The following is a 19,648-nucleotide window of genomic DNA, read 5'->3' as shown; positions in this document are numbered from 1 at the left end:
GCCCACGGCCACGCCGGATCGACCGGCGTGGCCGTCGGGCGTGTGCGCTTGACCCGTTCCGTCCATTATTGACAGTCTGCAACGACCGGCCCACGTCCCGTGGGCCGGGTCAGCGACCCAGAGGAGACCGGATCTGATGGATCCCGAAACCTTCCGCACGCGGACCACCCGGCACCCCGGCCCCGGCGGGAAACCGCTGCTGCGCTTCACGCACGACTACCCGGACCCGCCCGAGCGCGTCTGGCGGGCGATCACCGACAGCGAGGAGCACTCCTCCTGGTTCGGCTTCCCGGTCGTCGTGGAGCCGGTCGAGGGCGGGAACGTCACCGTGACGTTCTCCCCGGAGATGGTGGAGCGGGCCCGGGTCGTCGAGGTCGACGAGCCGCGCCGGTTCGTGTACGCCGGCGACGGCGACGCCTACCGCTGGCTGCTGAGCCCGCACGGGGACGGCTGCCGGCTGGTGCTGGAGAACGTGGTCGGCGACCCGGGGCACCTGCCGCAGAGCGCCGCCGGCTTCCACCTGGCCCTGGACAAGATGGGCGAGCTGCTCGACCGTGAGGCCGGCCGGCCGGCGCCGCACGGCGGGCCGCTGTCCTTCGACGACCTCGTGAAGCACTACTCGGAGCTGCCCGAGCAACCGAACTGACCCTCCTCGACCGCGGCGGGCGCCCTCGCAGGGCGCCCGCCGCGATCGTGCTGTCCCGCGCCTTCCTCCGCACGCTCAGAGGTGCGTCCCCGGCCCCGCCGACGGGATGATCGAAAGGAGTCCCACCAGCCTGCGGCCCCGACGCCCAGCCTCCTGGCTCCGGGCCACCCGCCGCCACGCACCCCCGCCCGGACCCGGGCGCGGCGGTGGGACGGCCAGCCGGCGGGAGGAGGCCACAGTGACAGGTGGAACGGGCGGACCCGAGCCGAGCCGGACGGGCCTGGTGCCCTGGCCACCGGAGGCCGTGGCCCGGTACGTCGCCGCGGGATACTGGGAAGGCCGGCCCCTGGGCGCGCGCATCCTGGCCGTGGCCGATGCCCTGCCCGACGCCGAGGCGCTCGTCGGCGGCGACGTCCGGCTGACCTACCGCGAGCTGGTGGAGCGGGCCGACGGCGCGGCGCTGCGCCTGCACGCGCTGGGCCTGCGCCGCGACGACCGGATCGTCATGCAGCTCGACAACCGCTGGGAGTTCGTCGTGCTGACGCTCGCCTGCCTGCGGCTGGGCGTGCTACCGGTCATGGCGCTGCCGGCACACCGCCACCACGAGATGTCCCACCTCGTGCGGCAGGCCGAGGCCCGGGCGGTGGCCGTGCCCGCCGAGACCGACCGCTTCGACCACCAGGACATGGCCCGGCGCATCGCCGCGGCCCAGCCGGGCCTCACCCACGTGCTCGCGGCAGGCGCCCGGCCCGCGCCCGGCTCGGTGGACCTGCGGGCGCTGTGCCGGCCCGCGGAGGACCCCACCGCGGCGCGCCGGCAGCTGGACGCCGCCGCCCCGGACAGCTCGGACGTCGCGATCTTCCTGCTCTCCGGTGGCACCACCGGCCTGCCGAAGCTGATCGCCCGGACCCACGACGACTACGCGTACAACGCCCGGCGCAGCGGAGAGGTCTCCGGCTTCGGCCCGTCCACCGTGTACCTGGCGGCGCTGCCGCTGGCCCACAACTTCCCGCTGGCCTGTCCCGGCATCCTCGGCACCCTGCTGGTGGGCGGCCGCGTCGTCATCGCCCCGTCGCCGGCGCCGAAGAAGGTCTTCGACCTGATCGAGCGGGAGCGGGTCACGGTAACCGCGGCGGTGCCGACCATCGCCCAGAGCTGGCTCGCGTTCCAGGAGTCCGGACCCGGCTACGACCTCAGCACGCTGCGGCTGCTCCAGGTGGGCGGCGCCCGGCTGGCCGACGAGGTGGCCTGGCGGGTCCAGCCCACGCTCGGCTGCCGCCTCCAGCAGGTCTTCGGCATGGCGGAGGGGCTGCTCAACTACACCCGGCTGGACGACCCCGACGAGGTGGTGTGCCAGACCCAGGGCCGCCCGATCTGCCCGGACGACGAGATCCTGGTGGTCGACGAGGAGGGCCGGCCGGTGCCGGACGGCACCCCCGGGCTGCTGTTGACCCGGGGCCCGTACACCCCCCGCGGCTACTACCGGGCCGAGGGTCAGAACCGGATCGCGTTCACCGCCGACGGCTGGTACCGGACCGGTGACGTGGTGCGCCGCCGCCCCGACGGCAACCTGGTGGTCGAGGGGCGCGACAAGGACATGATCAACCGGGCCGGCGAGAAGATCTCGGCGGAGGAGGTGGAGAACTTCGCCTACCAGGTCCCGGGTGTGGACCTGGCCGCCGCCGTGGCGATGCCCGATCCGGAGTTCGGCGAGCGGGTCTGCCTCTACGCGGTCATCCGGGCCGGCGCGTCGGTGCGGCTGTCCGACGTGCGCGCGGTGATGGAGCGTGCCGGGGTGGCCCGGTTCAAGCTGCCGGAGCGGCTGGTCGAGGTGTCCGCCCTCCCCCGCACCAACGTCGGGAAGGTCGACAAGAAGGCGCTGCGCGAGGACATCCGGCGGCGGCTGGCCGCCGAGGCGCCGGACGAGGCGCCGCCCGCCTGAGAGCGGGGTGGGGCACACGGAACGGGCCGGTCGCGTCGCGACCGGCCCGTTCGGCGTACCCGCCCGGCGGCTCAGCCGGCCGCCGGCTCGATGGACAGGGCGTGCCGGAAGATGTTGTTCGGGTCGTACTTGGCCTTGATGCGCTGCAGGCGGGGGTAGCTCTGCTTGTAGTAGAGGGTGCTCCACGGCACGCCGGACCGGTTCCAGGCCGGGTCCTTGCTGTCGATGTCCGGGTAGTTGATGTAGCAGCCGTCGTAGCGGTCGCCCGAGACCGGCATGCCGCCGGTGTCGGCGAAGACCCGCTGGTAGAAGCGGCGCACCCAGTCCACCGACTCCTCGTCGTCGGCGGCGCTCGGCCAGGAGGCCGAGAACCAGAGCTTCAGGATGGAGTCGCGCTGCGGGACCGCGGTGGCGTTCGGCCCGACCGCGTTGACCTGGCCGCCGTAGCCGGCGAAGTAGACCAGGCACTGTCCCTTGTAGGCCGGGTCCCGCAGGCCCCGGTACAGCTCCACGATCTGCCGGTCGGCGAGGGGCTTGCGCAGGTAGCTGCCCTTGGACTTGGTCCGCGGCGGGATGGTCTGCGGGAACTCCAGCGTCGCGTTGGCGAGCCACAGGTCGTCCGTGGTGCTGATCTGCGGGGTGACGCCGACCCCGGCCGACACGGCGGCGATGTAGTCGTCGAGCATCTTCCGCGCGTCGGGCATCGTCGCGTCGGTGCGGATCTCCAGGTAGATGAACTGTTCCTTCTCGGTGTTCAGGTGCAGCGCGCTGTGCAGGCCCTCGTACGGGTCGCCGGGGGCGCTGTGCGCGGCGTGCCACGCGTTGTGGTTCTTCACCAGCCGGACGAAGCCCTCCTGGGTCAGCCCGTCCCACGGGTAGGAGACCCAGGTCATGAAAAGGGTCGGCGGCGGGGTGGGCAGCAGCTTGCCGGGGTCGTCGCCGGTGGCGCCGGGGGTGCGGAACAGGTACTTGGTGACGAACCCGAAGTTGCCCCCGCCGCCGCCGGTGTGCGCCCACCACAGGTCGCGGTGCGGGTCGTCCGGGCGGGCGGTGGCCACGATGGTCCGCGCCTGGCCGGACCGGTCGACGACGACGATCTCCACACCGTAGAGGTGGTCGACGGACAGGCCGAACTTGCGCGACAGCGGCCCGTACCCGCCGCCGGCGATGTGTCCGCCGACGCCCACCGGCGGGCAGACGCCGGCCGGCACGGTGACCTTCCAGCCGAGGTAGAGCTGCTCGTACATCTGGCCGAGCGTGGCGCCGGACTCCACGACGAACGCCCGGTACCGCGAGTCGTACCAGGTCTGGTTCATGGCCGACACGTCGACCAGCACCCGGAACGCCGGGTCACCGACCAGGTTGTCGAGGCAATGGCCGCCGCTGCGGACGGTGATGCGCTGGCCCCGGCCGACCGCCTGCTCGACCGCCGCGCGGACCTGCTCGGCGGTGTAGGTCAGGTGGACCGTCTCCGGGGACGAGATGAACCGGGGGTTGAACGAGCGCAGCATGAGCTGCGCGTACCGCGGGTCGTCGGGGTGGATGGCGACCAGCGGGTCGACCGCGGTCGCAGGGGCGCCGCCGGCCTGGGCGGGCGTGGCGCCCAGCCCGGTGAGGCCGACGGTGGCGCCGGATATCGCGGCAGTCGAGCCGAGGAGCTGCCGACGTGACATGACCATGGGAGCACCTGCCATCCGAGGAGGGTCAAACGGTCCCCCGACCCGTCCCATGACGGACCGGACCAGGGCGAAGATCATCTGTGCCTATGGTTCTCGTCCGTGGGCGGCCGTGCATCTTCCAGATTGCCGTCCTGCCCACGGACGGGAATTGCGGGATCTCAGTCGCCGACGGTGGCCCGCTCGGCCGGCCGGGCCGGCGCCGGCGCCACGCCCCGCGACCGGGTGAGGACCCGCCACACCATGCGCGGGCGCATCAGGTCCGTCGGCGGGTCGACCAGGCCGGCCACCCGCATGAAGGTCCGGGTCACCGCGCCGTCGCGCACCGCGGCGGCCTGGAGGCGGGCCATGTACGCGTTGGCCATCCGGACCTTCGGCGGGCGCGGCCCGACCACCCCGGGAAAACTCAGGTCGCCGCCGGCGGAGATGTCCCAGGGCACGTCGACCACCCGGGCGGCGTCCCGGAAGAAGTCCCCCGGCCGGGGCGCCAGGCCCGTCCGCAGGTGCTCGCGCAGGGTCAGCGCCTCCAGGGCGGCCACCGTCATGCCCTGGCCGTACACGGGGTTGAAGCTGCACAGGGCGTCGCCGAGGACCAGGAACCCGGCCGGGAGGCGGTCGAGGCGCTCGTAGTGCCGGCGCACGCTCGCCGGGTAGCGGAAGGACACCGGGTCGTCCAGCGGTTCGGCGTCGTGGATGACGTCGAAGATGTCCGGCACCGGCAGCGACCGGATGAAGTCCAGGAAGCCCCGCTCGTCCGCCGGCGGGTGGTCGCCCAGCACACCGGTCAGCGACAGCACGCTCCGGCCGTCCTGGATCCGGGAGAAGAAGGCCCCGCGGGGATGCGAGGGGGTGGAGACCGGGTTGATCGACAGGTCCCCGTGCAGGATGCTCTCGTCGCGCAGCCGGTAGTGCCGGGTGGTGTACGCCAGGTCGATCGGCACCCGGGTCTCCGCCGGCCGCTGGTAGCCCAGCTCCGCAAGCCACACCGGCGTGCGCGAACCGCGCCCGGTCGCGTCCACCACCAGGTCGGCGGCGATGACCTCCTCGCCGGTGCCGCCGCGCGGGTGCACCCGCACGCCGGTGACCCGGCTCCGGTCCTCCGTGGTGACCGGGCCGACGATGTCGCAGCCGTCGCGCAGCCGCACCCCGGGCAGCGCGGCGACCGCGTCCCGCACCTGCGCCTCCAGCAGCGGCCGGGACGCCGAGACGCAGATCAGCCCGGTACTCGCCCGGCGCAGCGGCCGGCCGTTGAAGAACCAGCGCAGCTCGCCCAGGTCACCGGTGGGCACGCCGGCGGCCACCGCCCGCCCGGTGAAGCCGGGGAACAGCTCCTCCAGGATCTGCTGGCCCCGGGCGAGCAGGCCGTGCACATGCCGGCCCTGCGGCACGCCGCGGCGTGCGCCGGTCCCGGTCAGCTCGTCCCGGTCGACGATCGTCACCTCGTCGTACGCGTCCGCGAGGACCCGGGCGGCGAGCAGGCCCGCCATGCTCCCGCCCAGCACGACCGCCCGCGATCCCGGGTTCACCGCCACAACTGCCTCCTCGGCGTCTCCTGCCGGCCGGGCGGTGGTACGGCAGCACGCCGGACCGCCCGCTGACCACCCGACCGTCGCACCCGCCGAGCCGGCCGCGCACCTTCCGGATTGCGCCCGTTCACGGCCCGACGGCTGGTCACCCGGCACCGGACCGGGCTGCGCATTCTCGGAGATCCGCGGGTGTCCGGCGGGCGGCCATCCTGGACGGGCGGACGAGTGGCAGGGTCGTCGGAGGGAGACGGTATGAGACCGCCGGGCCTGCTGCGACGCTGGCCGCCGACCGCCTGGCCGATGCCGGAGGTCAGCCGGAGCGTCGATCGCGACGCCACCGGACTCGACGGGTGGCGGGGCCTGCCCCGGGCGCAGCGACCACCCTGGCCCGACGAGGCGAAGCTGGCCGACGTGATGCGGCTGCTCGGAACCCTGCCGCCGCTCGTCACGCCCGCCGAGGTCGACGAGCTGCGCGACCGGCTGGCCGCCGCGGCCGAGGGCCGCGCGTTCCTGCTCCAGGCCGGCGATCCCGTGGAGTCCTTCGCCGGCAACACCGAGGCGCGCCTCGTCGCCAACGCCGCGACCCTCGCCCAGATGGCGCTGGTCCTGGCGTACGGCGGCTCGATGCCGGTGGTCAGCGTCGCCCGGGCCGCCGGCGCCTACGCCCGCCCGGCGACCACGCCGACCGACCACACCGGACTGCCGAGCTGGTGGGGCGACCTGGTCAACGACCGCGCGCCCGCGGCGGCGGCCCGCGTCCCCGACCCGCAGCGGCTGATCCTGGCGTACGCCAACGCGGCGGGCGCCATGAACGTGCTGCGTGCCCACCTCGCCGGGGACCTGGCCGACATCCAGTCGGTGCACCGCTGGCAGCAGGGCCTGCTGGACGGCGCCGACCCGGACACACCGCACCTCGACGCGGCCCGGGAGATCGGGCGCGGCATGGCCTTCCTGCGGGCCTGCGGGGTCCCGGACGCCGCGGCGCGCCCGCACGCCCGCCTCTACAGCTCCCATGACGCCCTCGTGCTGGAGTACGAACGGCCGCTGGTCCGGGCCGCCCGGGGCGGGCGGTACGGCCTCTCCGGGCACCTGCTCGGCCTCAGCGAGCAGGTCGGCCGGCTCGACGGCGCCCACGTGGACCTCCTCGCCCGGATCGCGAACCCGGTGACCGTGACCGTGGCGCCGGACACCCCGCCCGAGTCCACCGTGGAACTCTGCGAACGGCTCAACCCGGACAACGTCGCCGGCCGGCTCACCCTCACCTGCCGGCTCGGCCCCGGACGGGTCGAGGAGACGCTCCCCCCGATCGTGGAGAAGGTGACCGCGGCCGGGCACCGGGTGCTGTGGCAGTGCGACCCGATGGCGGCCGACCCCGCAACGCCGTTCGCCCGGATCCTCGACGGCGTACGCAGGTACTTCGCGGTGCACCGCGCGCTGGGCACGCACCCCGGTGGGCTCCGCGTGGCGCTCGACGGTGACCGGCCGGGCATGCCGGCCGGCGGCGGCCGGGGGCTCGGGCGGGACCGGGCGCTCGACCTGGCGTACCTGGTGGCGGAGCTCCTCAACGGGTGAGCCGGCGCGGCGGGCTCAGCGGCCGGTCAGCGACTCCCGGACCGCCCGCAGCAGGTCGTCCCGGTGCTCCCGCAGGTAGAAGTGGCCGCCGCCGAAGAGGCGCAGCCGGAACGGGCCGCTGGTGTGCCGCCGCCAGGCGGTCAGCGCCCGCGGCGGCGCCTGGGGGTCGTCCCGGCCGCCCAGCGCGGTGACCGGGCAGTGCAGCAGCGGGCCGGGGCGGTGCACGTACCCGTCGTTGACGGCGAAGTCGGCCCGCAGGACCGGCAGGACCAGCCGCATCAGCCGCGCGTCGGCGAGCACCTGCGCCGGCGTGCCGCCCATCTCCCGGATCCGGTCGATGAACTGGTCGTCGGGGAGCAGGTGCGGGCCGGGCCACGGCCGGGGCAGGTGCGGTGCCGGCCGGGCGGAGACGAACAGGTGCACCGGCGCCGGCCGGCCCCGCGCGGCCAGCCGGCGGGCGAACTCGTAGGCCACGAGGGCGCCCATGCTGTGCCCGAAGAGCGCGAACGGCTCGTCCAGCAGGCCGCCGATGCCCGCCTCGACGGCGGAGACGAGGGTCCGCACGTCCTGGAAGGGCCGCTGCCCGAGCCGCGCCTCCCGGCCGGGCAACTGGACCGCGCAGACCTCGATGTCCGGGCCGGTTCCCGCCGGCCAGGAGGCGAAGACCGAGGCGCCGCCGCCGGCGTACGGGAAGCAGATGAGCCGCAGCGCGGCCCCGGGGAGCGGCCGGGGGCGGACCAGCCCGACCTCCCCCACGGGGCCCGCGACGGCGTCGGCCGTCATGGCGTCTCCACGCGCAGGTGGCCGGGGAGCGGCGGCACGTCGGTGAGGTCGCACTCCAGGCGCACCCGGTCGCCGTCGCGGCCGATCTCCCGGAACCGGTTCATCCGGTAGGTCACGTGCATCATCCGGTTGCGCCCGTTCGGCACGAACTCGGCGACCAGCCGCACGCCCGCGTCGCGGGCCAGCCGGCGCAGGAACGTGATGACCACGCCGCCCACGCCCCGGGACATCACCCGGCAGGACATCAGCAGCAGCTTGATCGTCCACACCCGGCTGTCCTGCTCGATCAGGGTGAGCCCGATGGTGCCGTACGGGCCGTACCGGTCGGACAGCCGCGCCACGTAGAGCCGGTGCCGGGGTGAGGTGCGGAACGCGTCGAGCTGCGCCATCGAGTAGGTGTAGCCGGTGGTGTTGAGCTGGTGCGTGCGCACGGTCAGCTCCTCGGCCCGGAGCAGGTCATCCGGCCCGGCCTCGGCGATCGTCAGGTGCATCCGCAGGGTGGCCAGGAACTCCTCGGTCGGCCCGTCGAAGCGGCTCTCCACCTGCTGGCGGACCAGGTCGGCCCGGTACAGGTCGCGGCGCTGCCGGGCGTCGGCGGTGACCACCGCGGGCGTCAGCTCGGGGCGCTCGGCGAGCGTGGCCGCCTCCGCCGCGTCGATGCAGCGCACCTCCGGCAGGGCGTGGCCGACCTCGGCCCGCTCGAAGTCGTCGTCGTCGACGAAGGCGAGCGAGTCCAGCCCGATGTTGAGGGCGTCGGCGACGGCCCGCACGGAGGTCGACTTGGCGCCCCAGCCGATCTGCGGGTGCAGGAAGTACTCGGCCACGCCCAGCCGGCGCAGCGCGGCCAGCGCGGCGTCCGGGTCGTTGCGGCTGGCCACCGAGTGCAGGATGCCGCGTTCGTCGAGCACGCGCAGCACGTCGGCGATACCCGGCCGCAACCGCACCTCGCCGTCCTCCAGCAGCACCCCGTCCCAGACCGTGTGGTCGAGGTCCCAGACCACACACTTGATCATCTTGCCGGCCGGCGCCCCGCTGCGCGGCCGTTCGACCTCGGAGCTCATCGGATCAGTCCTTCCGCGTCCTGGCGGCGGGGCTCCACACCACCCGCCGGTCGGGGCCGCAGCTCGTACGCCGACTCCGCGATGGTGATCTGCTGAAGCTGCGTGCTGCCCTCGATGATCTCCATGACCTTCGCGTCGCGCAGGTACCGCTGCACCGGGTACGCGTCGCCGATGCCGCGCGAGCCGTGGATCTGCACGGCGTCGTCGGCAGCGCGGACCGCGGCGGTGGAGGCGAAGTACTTGGCCAGCCAGGTGGCGTGCACCGAGGCCGGGTCACCGCTCTCACGCAGCCAGCCGGCCTGCTGGCAGAGCAGCCGGGCGGCGCTGGTCCCGGTCACCATGTCGGCCAGCATCCGCTGCACCAGCTGGTGACGGCGCAGCGGCCGGCCGAACTGCTCCCGCGTGTCGGCGTACGCCAGGGACGCCCGCACGCACGCCTCCGCCAGCCCGACGCAGCCCCACGCCACGCTGTAGCGCCCCAGCTCCAGGGCGCTCGCGGCCACCGCGGACAGCCCGAACCCCGGCCGCCCCACCAGGTTCTCCGCCGGGATCCGGCAGTCCGCCAGCCGCAGCTCGGCGAGCATGGAGGCGCGGGTGCCCAGGGCGCCGGTCTGCGGCACCACGGTCAGCCCAGCACGCTGCCGCTCCACCAGGAACGCCGCCGGCCGGCCGGCCAGCCGGGCGAAGACCAGGAACAGGTCGGCGTACTGGCCGAAGGTGATCCAGTGCTTGTGCCCGTCCAGCGCGTAGCCCCCGGCCACCGGGCGGGCCTCGGCGCACATCCCCGCCAGGTCGCTGCCCGCGCCCGGCTCGGTCACCGCGAACGCGCCCAGGCACGCCCCACGCGCCAGCTCCGGAAGCCAGCGGGCGCGCTGCTCGGGGCGGCCCCACCGGACCAGCGCGTACGACACCATGCTGTGCACGGTGAGCAGGCTGCGCACCGAGGAACAGGCCCGGCCCACCTCCTCGTGCAGCAGCCCGAAGCTGATCGCGTCGAGACCGGCGCCGCCGTGGTCGGCGGGGATCACCGCGCCGAGGTGCCCCGCCTCCGCGAGGCCGTGCACGACGGCGCGGGGCAGCTCCTGGGCGCGGTCCCAGCCGTCGGCGTACGGGACGAGGTGGTCGTCGGCGAACGCCGCGAACCGCTCCCCCACCCGCTGCTGGTCGGGGGTGAGCTGGACCCTCATCCGTGTACCGTCGCGGTCCGGCGCTCGACCATCGCCACGATGGCGTCGACGCTGCTGAAGTTCTCCAGTTCCAGATCCTCGTCGGCCACCGGGCAGTCCAGCTCGCCCTCGACGAACAGCACGAGCTGCATGACGAACAGCGAGTTGACGTGCCCGGCGGCGAAGATGTCCTCGTCGTCGGCGATCTCCCGGTCCCGGATGTACCGGGCGAGGAACGCGCGGACCTGGTGTCGAATGTTCTCCATCATCCTCGCCTCTCCGCGGGCGCCGGCCGGTCGCCGGCGCCGGCGTAGGAGTAGAAGCCCTCGCCGCTCTTGCGGCCGTGCAGGCCCGCCTGCACCATCCGGCGCAGCAGCGGGCAGGGGCGGTACTTGCTGTCGGCGAACGCCTCGTGCAGCCCCTCGATGGACTGGACGATGGTGTCCAGGCCGATCAGGTCGGCGGTCTCCAGCGGGCCCATCCGGTGCCCGAAGCAGCCGCGGAAGAGCCGGTCGATCTCGGCGGCGTCGGCGACCCGCTCCTGGAGCAGGAAGGCCGCCTCGTTGATGGTCAGCATGAGCACCCGGTTGCTGACGAAGCCCGGCGAGTCGGCCACCACCACGGCCTCCTTGCCCAGCCGCGCCAGCAGGGACCGGCTGCGCTCCACGGTCTCGTCGCTGGTGTGGTGGCCCCGGATCACCTCGACCATCGGCCGCAGCGGCACCGGGTTCATGAAGTGCATGCCCAGCACGGCCTGCGGCCGGCGGGTCAGCCCGCCGAGAGCGGTGATCGGGATGACCGAGGTGTTCGCGGCCAGCACGGTGTCCGGCCGGCACACCTCGTCGAGCCGCTCGTACACCGGCTGCTTGACCGCCCAGTCCTCGGTGACGTTCTCGATGACGAAGTCGACCTCGGCGAGGGCGTCCAGGTCGGTGTGCCAGGCGATCCGGCCCAGCACCGCCGCCCGGTCCCCGCCGCTGCCCGCGAGCAGCCGCCGCAGGCGTACGCCGTCACCGACCGCGCGCCGGGCCCGGTCCAGGATCTCGGTGCTCCGGTCGACCAGGACCACCCGCAGCCCGGCCTCCGCCAGCGCCTGCGACACCCCGGTTCCCATCACGCCGGCGCCCACCACGCCGACCGTCTCGATGTCCCCCATCGGTCATCCTCCTCGGCTCTCGGTCAGTACGGCCGGGCCGGCCGGCGCCGGCTCCCGGCGAAGCACGTCGGCCAGCTCGGCGACGGTGCGCGCCTCGAACAGCAGGCTCAGCGGCACGCTCAGCCCCAGCTCGCGGCCGATCCGGTTGACCATCTCCAGCCCGAGCAGGGAGTGCCCGCCCAGCTCGAAGAAGCCGTCGTCGACCCCGACCCCGTCCACGCCGAGCAGGTCCTGCCAGATGTCGACGAGCCGCGCCTCCACGGCGTCGCCCGGCGCCCGGTACGGCGTGCCCAGCGTCGGCCGGGGGTGCGCCGGTGGCCGCTCGGCCGCCGCGTCGGACACCCGGCGACCGGCGATGTCGGCGAGCACCGCGTCTAGGTCCTTGGCCACCACGGCCACCTGCGGGCCGATGCCGGCGGCGAGCAGCCGGCGGAAGGCGTCGGCGCCCTCGGCCGGTCGCAGGCCGGTGGCCAGGTGCGTGCCGAGCAGCCCGGCACCGCTGCCGGCCGCCGGCCCACCCGGGAGCCGGAAGCCGCCGATCTCCGGGCCGCTGCCGGTGCGCGCCGCGTCCAGCGTCCGCCGCAGGTCGGCGACGCGCTTCAGGACGAAGTCCTCGATCTGGACGAGCACCCGCCCGTCGGCGTCGTAGAGGGTGATCTGGGCGGTGATCGTCTCCCGGTCCGGCCGGTCGTCCTCCCGGTACACGTGGTGGCTGAACACCCGGCCGGGCAGGGGTCGCCAGCATCGCAGCCGCCCGTAGGAGATCGGGATGCGGAACGTCTCGGCCAGGTGGGTGCCCACGAAGCCGGCGGCCAGGTCCATCAGGGACGGGTGCAGGTGCAGCCGGTCGAGGTCGGTGGCGTACCGGTCGGGCAGGGCCAGCTCGGCCAGTGCCTCCCGCTCGCCCTGCCACACCCGGCGCAGGCAGCGCGAGCGCCCGCCGAAGCCCATCAGCGCCACCGGTTCGGGGCGGCCGAGATCCCGCATCCGGCCGTCGACGACGATCCGCTCGACGGGCCGGTCCGGTGGCGGGTCGCCGGCCAGCGCCGCCACCTGGCCGGTGGCGTGTACCTGCCAGGCCGGCCCGTCCGCGCCCCCTGCCTTCGGGTGCGGGCTGACCACGGTGAACCGGACCGGTTCGGCCGCCCGGTCGAGGACCACCCGCAGCTCCCGCCGGCCCGCCCGGCCCAGCACGGCGGGGGTGTGGAACCGCACGTCCGAGAGGACGGCCGGGCCCGCGCCGGTGAGGTCCGCGTACGCCGCCCGGGCCAGCTCCAGGTGGCCGGTCCCGGGCACCACGGCGTCGCCGAGCATCCGGTGCTCGTCCACCAGCCAGGAGTCGGTGGCGTCCACGGTCGCCTCGTACACGGCGTGCCCGTCGGTGACCTCGGGGCGGCTACGCAGCAGCGGGTGGTCCACCGGGTGCGCGGGCGCGGCGGCCGGATCGGCGCCGGCGAGGTGCCGCTGGGCCATCCCGACCTCCTGCCAGGCGTCCCAGTTGACCGACACGACCTCGGGTCCGGGCGCGCCGGCGGCGTGCTGGGCGAGCGCGTCGAGGAAGGCGTTCGCGGCCACGTAGTCGACCTGACCGATCCCGCCGCTCAGCGACAGGGTGGACGAGCACAGCACCACCGTCCGGGCGCCGATGCGCCGGGCCAGGTCCACGACGGCGAGCCCGCCGCGCACCTTGGGGGCCAGCACCCGGGCCGCGGCCGCCGGATCCTTGAGCTGGATCAGGCCGCCACCGGCGACACCGGCGGCGTGCACCACCGTGTGCACCGGGCCGAGCGCGGCGACCGCGTGCCGCGCTGCCTCGTGGAGCTGGCCGGGATCGGTGACGTCGGCGGTCAGCACCGCCACCCGGGCGCCGAGCCGTTCCAGCTCGCGAACGGCCCGGATCCGGTCCGCCGTCGCGTCGGTGGGGCTGCTCGCCAGCCAGTCGTCCCACCGCTGCCGCGGCGGCAGCGCGGTGCGGGACAGCAGGGCCAGGCCGGCGTTCTCGGTCCGGGCGAGTTCGCGGGCGAGGGACAGGCCGACCCCGCCCAGCCCGCCGGTCAGCAGGTAGGTGCCACCAGAGGCGGGGCCGTCGGCCGGGGGCAGCGGCACGCTCTGGTAGGTCGGCCCGAAGCGGTGCCGCCCGCGCAGGACGACGGTGGCCGGCCCGGCCGGATCGCACAGCTCCTCGCGCAGCGCGGCCGCGACCTCCGCGGGCCCGCCGCCGGACAGGGTGACGTCGAGCGCGCGGCAGCGCACGTGCGGGTGTTCCAGGGGGAGCACGAGGCACACCCCGAGCGCCGTCGCGGCCAGCGGCGACCCGGCCTCCACGCCGGTCACCCGGCGCAGGTCGGCGGTGACCACGGCGAGGTCGACCGGCTCGTCGCCGGGGCGGCCGGCGAGCGCCCGGGCGAGCGGGAGCAGGCTGCCGAAGCCCCGCTCGGTGGCCTCCCGTTCGCCGGTGCCCGGGCCGATGCCGACCGTCCACAGGTGCACGATCCGGTCCGGCCGCCGGCCGGTCCGCGCCAGCTCGGCGAAGAGTTCCGGGTAGTCCCCGTCCGCCGCCGGCATCGCGTACCGGCCGTCGGCCAGCCGGCGCAGGCCGGGGGCGTCGGGGTCGGCGCGCTGCACCACGGTCACCGAGTCGGCACCGGGCGCCACCTCGGCGGCGAGGGCGGCGCCGAGACCCCGGTCGTCGGCGAGGACCAGCCAGTGCCCGGTGCTCGCCGCCGCGTCGCGCCGCGGGCGCGGCGGCAGCGTCTCCCAGGCGGGGACCTGGAAGAAGTCCGCCACGTCGTGCCGGCGGGTCAGCGCGGGCGCCGCCCGGTGCGGCCGCGACCCGGCCGGGGCCACCGCCCAGTGCCGCCGGCGCTGGAAGGGGTACGTGGGCAGCGGCACCCGGCGCGGCGGCCGGCCCGCGGGGACGGGCGGGGTCACCGCCACCCCGGACAGCCAGAGCCGGCCGGCGGCCCGCAGGAAGTGCACCGGCTCGGGGTCCCGGTCGAAGACGCCGGGCAGGCTCGACACCGGTGCCGCGGGCGCCGGAGCGGCCGGGGTGCGCGCCTGCGTGGCGAGGCTGCCCAGGGCCTGCCCCGGACCCAGCTCGACGAGCACCCGGTCGGGATCCCCGCACAGCTCGGCGATCCCGTCGGCGAACCGGACCGGCCGGCGCAGGTGCGCCACCCAGAACGCCGGGTCGGTGGCCTCGTCGCCGGTGACCCAGGTGCCGGTCACGTTGGACACGTACGGCACGGCCGGTGGGCGTCGCGCCACCGAGGCGACCAGGTCGGCGAACTCCTCGGCGACCGGATCCATGAGCGGGGTGTGGAAGGCGTGGCTGGTGGGCAGCCGCCGCACGGCCCGGCCACCGGCGAGCAGGCGTCGCTCGACCTCGGCGACCGACTCCGGCGTGCCGGCCAGCACGCACAGGGTCGGACCGTTGACCGCGGCCACGTGCACCCCCGGCACCAGGTCGGCGGCGAGTTCGGTCTCGGCGGCCGGTACGGCCAGCATCCCGCCGGCCGGCAGCCGGTCGATGAGCTGCGCCCGGCGCACCACCAGGCCCAGCGCGTCGGGCAGGGTGAACACGCCCGCCAGGCAGGCGGCCACGTACTCGCCGAGGCTGTAGCCGATCAGCGCGGCGGGCCGGACCCCATGGGCGGCCCACAGGCGGGCCAGCGCGTAGCCGGTGACGAAAGCGGCCGGCTGGGCGTAGCGGGTGCGGTGCAGCAGGTCCGGCTCCTCCGCCGCGTCGGCACGGCCGCGCCCGAGCAGCCGCCGCAGGTCGGCCGGGCCGGCCGCCGGGGCGTCCGGGCCGGGGTGCAGCAGGGTCCGGATGTCCCGGTCGAGCAGCGGCGCGAGCAGTTCGGCGCACTCGTCGACGGCGGACCGGTAGGCCGGCTGGGTGCGGTACAGCTCGTACCCGAGGCCCCGCCGCTGGTCGCCCACCCCGGGCACCAGGAACGCGACGTCCGGCCGGGCGTCCCCCGGCGCGCCGGTGAGCACCCGGCGCGGGTCGCGGGCGGTCAGTGCGGCGGCGGCCTCGGCCGGGTCGGCGGCGACCACCACGCGCCGGTGCTCGAAGGGACGCCGCCCCTGCCAGAGGGTGTGCGTGACCGCCGCGAGGTCCGCCTCGGGGCCGGCGGCCAGGTGCGCGGCGAGCGCGTCGGTCCGCTCCTCCAGCGCCGGTTCGCTGCGGGCGGAGAGCGCCAGCAGCCAGGGACCCGCCGCGGCCGGCGACGGCGCCGCGGCCGGCGGCGGGGCCTCCTCCAGCACCACGTGGGCGCCGGTGCCGCCCATGCCGAACGAGCTGACACCGGCCCGGCGGGGATGGTCACGCCGGGGGAAGGGAGTCAGCCCGGTGCTCACCACGAACGGGGTGGACCCGAAGTCGATGGCCCGGTTCGGCCGGTCGTGGTGCAGGCTGGGCGGGATCTGCCCGTGCCGGAGCGCCTGCACCGCCTTGATCAGCCCGGCGACGCCGGCCGCCGCATGGGTGTGCCCGATGTTGGTCTTGACCGAGCCGATCGCGCAGCCCTCCGCCCCCGCCGGACCGAACACCCGGGTCAGCGCCTCGACCTCGATGGGGTCGCCCAGGCGGGTGGCGCTGCCGTGCGCCTCGACGTAGCCGACCGTCGCCGGGTCCACCTCGGCCACCGCGTACGCCGCAGCGATCACCCGCGCCTGCCCGGCCACGCCGGGAGCCGTGAAGCCGGCCCGTTCACCGCCGTCGTTGCCGACGGCCGAGCCGCGGATCACCGCGTACACGGTGTCACCGTCGGCGAGCGCGTCCTCCAACCGCTTGAGCACCACGACGCCCACACCGTTGCCGGGCACGGTGCCCTCGGCGTCGTCGTCGAAGGCCCGGCAGTGCCCGTCGGAGGAGAAGATCCCGCCCGGCTGGTACGGGTAGCCCACCACCTGCTCGGCGCGGACCGTCGCCCCGCCGGCGAGGGCCAGGTCGCAGGCGCCGGCGAGCAGCGCCTGGGCGGCCTGGTGCACCGCCACCAGCGAGGTCGAACACGCCGTCTGGACGGTCACGGCCGGCCCGGTCAGGTTCAGCTTGTACGCCAGCCGGGTCGCCACGTAGTCCTTCTCGTTGGCGATGTTGCGGGCGAACTGCTCGGCCACGTCGTCCGTCGGCGGCAGCAGCGGCAGGTAGGAGTTGTAGTAGGTGCCGGCGTAGACGCCCACCGGCCCGTCGACCCGGTCCGGGTCGTAGCCGGCGTCCTCCAGCGCCGTCCAGGCGCACTCCAGCAGGACCCGCTGCTGCGGGTCCATGAGGTCGGCCTCCTTCGGGTTGATGCCGAAGAACTGGGCGTCGAACCGGTCGCTGTCCGGCAGCACCGCCTGCGCCCGGACGTACCCGGGGTCGGCGAGCGCCTGCTCGGGCACCCCGGCGGCGGCCAGCTCCGCCGCGTCGAAGTGGCTGATCGACTCGACGCCGTCGCGGAGGTTGCGCCAGAACTGCTCCGGGTCGCCGGCGCCCGGGAAGCGGCACGCCATCCCGACGATCGCGATCTCCAGGCCGGTCGCCATCAGCCGGCCTCCCCCGCCGGTGCGGCCGCGTCCCGGGCCCGCCGCTGCCGCAGCAGCCGGTCACGGCCGTCGTGGCGCCGGCGCTGCTCGGCGGCCGGCGGCGGGTCGGCCGCGCCGTCCCGGCTCAGGTGCTCGGCCAGCCCGCGCACGGTCGGGTGCATGAGCAGCACCGGCACCGGCACCTCCCGGCCCAGCTCGGCCCGGAGCCGCTCGGCGACCTGGGCGAGCCGCAGCGAGTCGCCGCCGAGGTCGAAGAAGTTCTCGGTGGCGCCGGGCCGGTCGGTGCCCAGCACCGCGGCCCAGACCGCGGCGATCCGGCGTTCCAGGTCGGTGCCGGTGGCCACCGCCGGCCCGCGCCCGGCCGGGGTGTGCCGCTCGGTGAGCCGCAGCCGCTGCACCTTGCCGGTGGCGTTGCGGGGCAGGGAGGTGACCACGAAGACGCGGCCGGGCACCTTGTGCGCGATGAGCCGCCGGGCGGCGAACTCCCGCACCTCCTGCTCGCGCACGGTCACCCCGGCGCGGGGCACCACCGCCACCGCCACGTCCTCACCCAGGGTCGGATGGGGCAGGGCGAAGGCGGCAGCCTCGGCGAGGTCGGGATGGCCGGCGAGGGCCTGGTCCACCTCGGCGGGCGACACCTTCGAGCCGCCCCGGTTGATGATCTCCTTGACCCGGCCGACCACGAACAGGTAGCCGTCCTCGTCGAGGTAGCCGTGGTCACCGGTGCGCAGCCAGCCGTCCACGAAGGCCGCGGCGTTGGCCTCCGGGTCGTCGGCGTACCCGGCGGTGACGTTGGCGCCGTGGATCGCGATCTCCCCGGCGATGCCGGCCGGCACCGGGCGGCCCGCCGGGTCGAGCACCCGGACCGGATCGCCCACCGGCAGGCCGACCGACCCGCGCCGGCGCTCACCCGGGGGCAGCGGGTTGCAGGTCACCAGGGAGGCGGCCTCGGTCATCCCGTACCCCTCGACGACCGGCGCGGCGAACAGCTGTTCCAGCCGGTCCAGCACGGTGTCCGGCAGCGGCGCCGAGGCCGAGCGGATGAAGCGCAGCCGGGGTTCCGGCCGGCGGCCGGTGCTCGCGGCGGCGTCCAGCACCGCCCGGTGCATGGCGGGGACGGCCGTGTACCAGGTGGGTGAGAACTCGTCGAGCTGGTCGAGAAAGGCGCCGGCGTCGAAGCCGGGTGGACAGATCACGGACGCGCCCCGGACCAGGCTGGCGAGCAGGGTGCTGGTCAGGCCGTGCGCGTGGAACAGCGGCATCACGTTCAGGCAGCGGTCGTCCGGTGCGAGCCGCAGCGCCGCGCCGGTGTTGCGGGCCGCCGTGAGCAGGTTGGTGTGGGTGAGCGGCACCATCCGGGGCCGGGCGATCGTGCCGGAGGTGAACAGCAGCAGGGCGATGTCGCCCGGGTGGCCGGGCCGGTCGGCCGCCGGCCGGTCGACGGCCTGACCGACGAGCACGCCGACACCCGCCGGGTCGGCGGGGCGGGTCACCAGCTCCAGCGTCCGGACCCCGAGCTCGCGCGCCGCGGCGGTGGCGGCGGTCCCGGCGGCGCCGGCCGGCACCACCAGCGCGCGGGCCGCGGACCGGCGGAGGTAGTCGGTGAACTCCTCCGCCGCGTGCGCCGGGTTGAGCGGCACGCAGCGGGCGTGCCCGGCCACGGCGAGGAAGGTGGTGGCCAGGGCGGGCCCCGAGGGCAGGGCCAGCGCGACCGCGTCCGACGGGCCGACGCCCAGCTCGCGCAGCCGTTCGCCGGTGGCCAGCACCTGGTCGGCGAGGGCGGCGAAGGACAGGTCGGGCTGGCCGGGGGCGCACAGGGCCACCCCGTCCGGCTGCTCCCGCGCCAGGGTCACGACCAGTTCCCGCAGGTGCTGCGATGGGGTCAGCCGCACAGCGCGTCCTCCAGACTGTAGAGGCCGGGGGTGGCCCGGCCGGCGAATCGGACTGCCGCGAGCACGCCGGGGACGAAGGCGGACCGCTCGTTGACCCGGTGGGCGAGTTCCACCTGTTCGCCCGCGCCCCCGGCGAGCAGCCGGTGCTCGCTGACGGCGTCGCCGAAGCGCAGCGAGGAGATCGGCGGGGCGGTCCGGGTGGCGCCCCAGGCCCGGGACAGGGCCGACGCGGTCGCGCTGGGGGCGTCGACCTTGCGGGCGTGGTGCACGTCCACGACGGCGGCGTCCCAACTGTCGTCCAGCACCTCGGCGAGTTCGCCGACGAAGCGGCGTAGCAGGGCCATGACCGGGCTGAAGTTCGCCGCGTGCACGACGGGACGCCGTCGCGCCACCCGGCGCAGCAGCGCCTGGTCGGTCTCGGTGAGGCCGCTCGTGCCCACGACGAGCGCGCACGGGGTGTCCTCGGCGGCCCGCAGCAGCCGGACGGTGGCGGCCCGGTGGGTGAAGTCGACCACCACGGCCGGCGCGGCGGGCAGATCGGTGAGCGCGGTGAACACGCCGGTGGCCGGCGGCGCCGCCGGTTCCCGGAGGCTGAGCCGGCCGGCCAGGGCCAGGTCGGTGGTGTCCCGGACGGCCTGGGCGAGCAGCGTGGCCATCCGGCCGGTCCGTCCGCACACGACGGTGGGCAGGGCCATC

At 75.6% G+C, this 19,648-nt stretch carries 13 protein-coding genes; 3 read left to right on the top strand and 10 right to left on the bottom strand.

The genetic code is table 11. The annotated features are described in order from the left end of the window. The first annotated feature begins 136 nt into the window (after positions 1 to 136). A complete protein-coding gene (locus ABZW14_RS20130; RefSeq protein ID WP_355348408.1) occupies positions 137 to 646 on the top strand; it encodes an SRPBCC domain-containing protein in 510 nt (169 codons plus the stop codon). Between the two features lie 238 nt (positions 647 to 884). Further along, entirely contained in the window at positions 885 to 2,588 is a 1,704-nt protein-coding gene (locus ABZW14_RS20125; protein WP_355348405.1) for an AMP-binding protein, read from the top strand. 71 nt (positions 2,589 to 2,659) lie between these two features. Here ABZW14_RS20125 and ABZW14_RS20120 read toward each other — a convergent pair whose 3' ends face one another. Further along, positions 2,660 to 4,267, bottom strand: coding sequence for an FAD-binding protein (locus ABZW14_RS20120; protein ID WP_355348402.1), 1,608 nt, complete (start codon positions 4,265 to 4,267; stop codon positions 2,660 to 2,662). A gap of 158 nt (positions 4,268 to 4,425) precedes the next feature. Continuing rightward, on the bottom strand, positions 4,426 to 5,751 hold the full coding sequence (locus ABZW14_RS20115) for an FAD-binding monooxygenase (RefSeq protein ID WP_355348480.1): 1,326 nt from the start codon (positions 5,749 to 5,751) through the stop codon (positions 4,426 to 4,428). 291 nt (positions 5,752 to 6,042) lie between these two features. On the opposite strand from ABZW14_RS20115, the gene ABZW14_RS20110 reads away from it, so the two are divergent. Further along, a complete protein-coding gene (locus ABZW14_RS20110; RefSeq protein ID WP_355348399.1) occupies positions 6,043 to 7,362 on the top strand; it encodes a 3-deoxy-7-phosphoheptulonate synthase in 1,320 nt (439 codons plus the stop codon). Positions 7,363 to 7,377: 15 nt separating this feature from the next. Here the strand turns inward: ABZW14_RS20110 and ABZW14_RS20105 are convergent, their stop codons facing one another. The 8 genes from ABZW14_RS20105 to ABZW14_RS20070 are packed head-to-tail and all read right to left on the bottom strand — an operon-like array spanning position 7,378 to position 19,647. Further along, positions 7,378 to 8,145 (bottom strand): alpha/beta fold hydrolase, encoded by a 768-nt coding sequence (locus ABZW14_RS20105; RefSeq protein WP_355348396.1) that lies wholly within the window; start codon positions 8,143 to 8,145, stop codon positions 7,378 to 7,380. Continuing rightward, complete coding sequence (locus ABZW14_RS20100; protein WP_355348393.1) at positions 8,142 to 9,206, bottom strand: HAD-IIIC family phosphatase; 1,065 nt, start codon at positions 9,204 to 9,206, stop codon at positions 8,142 to 8,144. Before ABZW14_RS20100 ends, ABZW14_RS20105 begins: the two co-directional genes overlap by 4 nt. Then, entirely contained in the window at positions 9,203 to 10,393 is a 1,191-nt protein-coding gene (locus ABZW14_RS20095) for an acyl-CoA dehydrogenase family protein (RefSeq protein WP_355348390.1), read from the bottom strand. Before ABZW14_RS20095 ends, ABZW14_RS20100 begins: the two co-directional genes overlap by 4 nt. Next, entirely contained in the window at positions 10,390 to 10,638 is a 249-nt protein-coding gene (locus ABZW14_RS20090) for a phosphopantetheine-binding protein (RefSeq protein WP_355348387.1), read from the bottom strand. The genes ABZW14_RS20095 and ABZW14_RS20090 overlap by 4 nt, the downstream gene beginning before the upstream one ends. Next, a complete protein-coding gene (locus ABZW14_RS20085) occupies positions 10,638 to 11,528 on the bottom strand; it encodes a 3-hydroxyacyl-CoA dehydrogenase family protein (protein WP_355348384.1) in 891 nt (296 codons plus the stop codon). Before ABZW14_RS20085 ends, ABZW14_RS20090 begins: the two co-directional genes overlap by 1 nt. A gap of 3 nt (positions 11,529 to 11,531) precedes the next feature. After that, entirely contained in the window at positions 11,532 to 17,060 is a 5,529-nt protein-coding gene (locus ABZW14_RS20080; protein ID WP_355348381.1) for an SDR family NAD(P)-dependent oxidoreductase, read from the bottom strand. Then, the gene (locus ABZW14_RS20075; RefSeq protein WP_355348378.1) at positions 17,060 to 18,952 is read right to left on the bottom strand and encodes a non-ribosomal peptide synthetase; all 1,893 of its coding nucleotides are present in this window, start codon (positions 18,950 to 18,952) and stop codon (positions 17,060 to 17,062) included. The genes ABZW14_RS20080 and ABZW14_RS20075 overlap by 1 nt, the downstream gene beginning before the upstream one ends. Then, positions 18,943 to 19,647 carry a dihydrodipicolinate reductase C-terminal domain-containing protein gene (locus ABZW14_RS20070; protein WP_355348375.1) on the bottom strand — a complete coding sequence of 235 codons (705 nt, stop codon included), beginning with the start codon at positions 19,645 to 19,647 and terminating at the stop codon, positions 18,943 to 18,945. The genes ABZW14_RS20075 and ABZW14_RS20070 overlap by 10 nt, the downstream gene beginning before the upstream one ends. Position 19,648: the final 1 nt, after the last annotated feature.

The sequence above is a fragment of the Micromonospora sp. NPDC004551 genome (assembly GCF_040609975.1).
Taxonomy (GTDB): Bacteria; Actinomycetota; Actinomycetes; order Mycobacteriales; family Micromonosporaceae; genus Micromonospora.
This window is presented reverse-complemented; position numbering and strand designations above follow the sequence as displayed.

What these genes read in the sequence shown, in the direction of transcription:
- ABZW14_RS20130 (WP_355348408.1), top strand. Translation starts at nt 137, where the DNA reads ATGGATCCCGAAACCTTCCGCACGCGGACCACCCGGCACCCCGGCCCC.
- ABZW14_RS20120 (WP_355348402.1), bottom strand. Translation starts at nt 4,267, where the DNA reads ATGGTCATGTCACGTCGGCAGCTCCTCGGCTCGACTGCCGCGATATCC.
- ABZW14_RS20115 (WP_355348480.1), bottom strand. Translation starts at nt 5,751, where the DNA reads ATGGCGGGCCTGCTCGCCGCCCGGGTCCTCGCGGACGCGTACGACGAG.
- ABZW14_RS20110 (WP_355348399.1), top strand. Translation starts at nt 6,043, where the DNA reads ATGAGACCGCCGGGCCTGCTGCGACGCTGGCCGCCGACCGCCTGGCCG.
- ABZW14_RS20105 (WP_355348396.1), bottom strand. Translation starts at nt 8,145, where the DNA reads ATGACGGCCGACGCCGTCGCGGGCCCCGTGGGGGAGGTCGGGCTGGTC.
- ABZW14_RS20100 (WP_355348393.1), bottom strand. Translation starts at nt 9,206, where the DNA reads ATGAGCTCCGAGGTCGAACGGCCGCGCAGCGGGGCGCCGGCCGGCAAG.
- ABZW14_RS20095 (WP_355348390.1), bottom strand. Translation starts at nt 10,393, where the DNA reads ATGAGGGTCCAGCTCACCCCCGACCAGCAGCGGGTGGGGGAGCGGTTC.
- ABZW14_RS20090 (WP_355348387.1), bottom strand. Translation starts at nt 10,638, where the DNA reads ATGGAGAACATTCGACACCAGGTCCGCGCGTTCCTCGCCCGGTACATC.
- ABZW14_RS20085 (WP_355348384.1), bottom strand. Translation starts at nt 11,528, where the DNA reads ATGGGGGACATCGAGACGGTCGGCGTGGTGGGCGCCGGCGTGATGGGA.
- ABZW14_RS20080 (WP_355348381.1), bottom strand. Translation starts at nt 17,060, where the DNA reads ATGGCGACCGGCCTGGAGATCGCGATCGTCGGGATGGCGTGCCGCTTC.
- ABZW14_RS20070 (WP_355348375.1), bottom strand. Translation starts at nt 19,647, where the DNA reads ATGGCCCTGCCCACCGTCGTGTGCGGACGGACCGGCCGGATGGCCACG.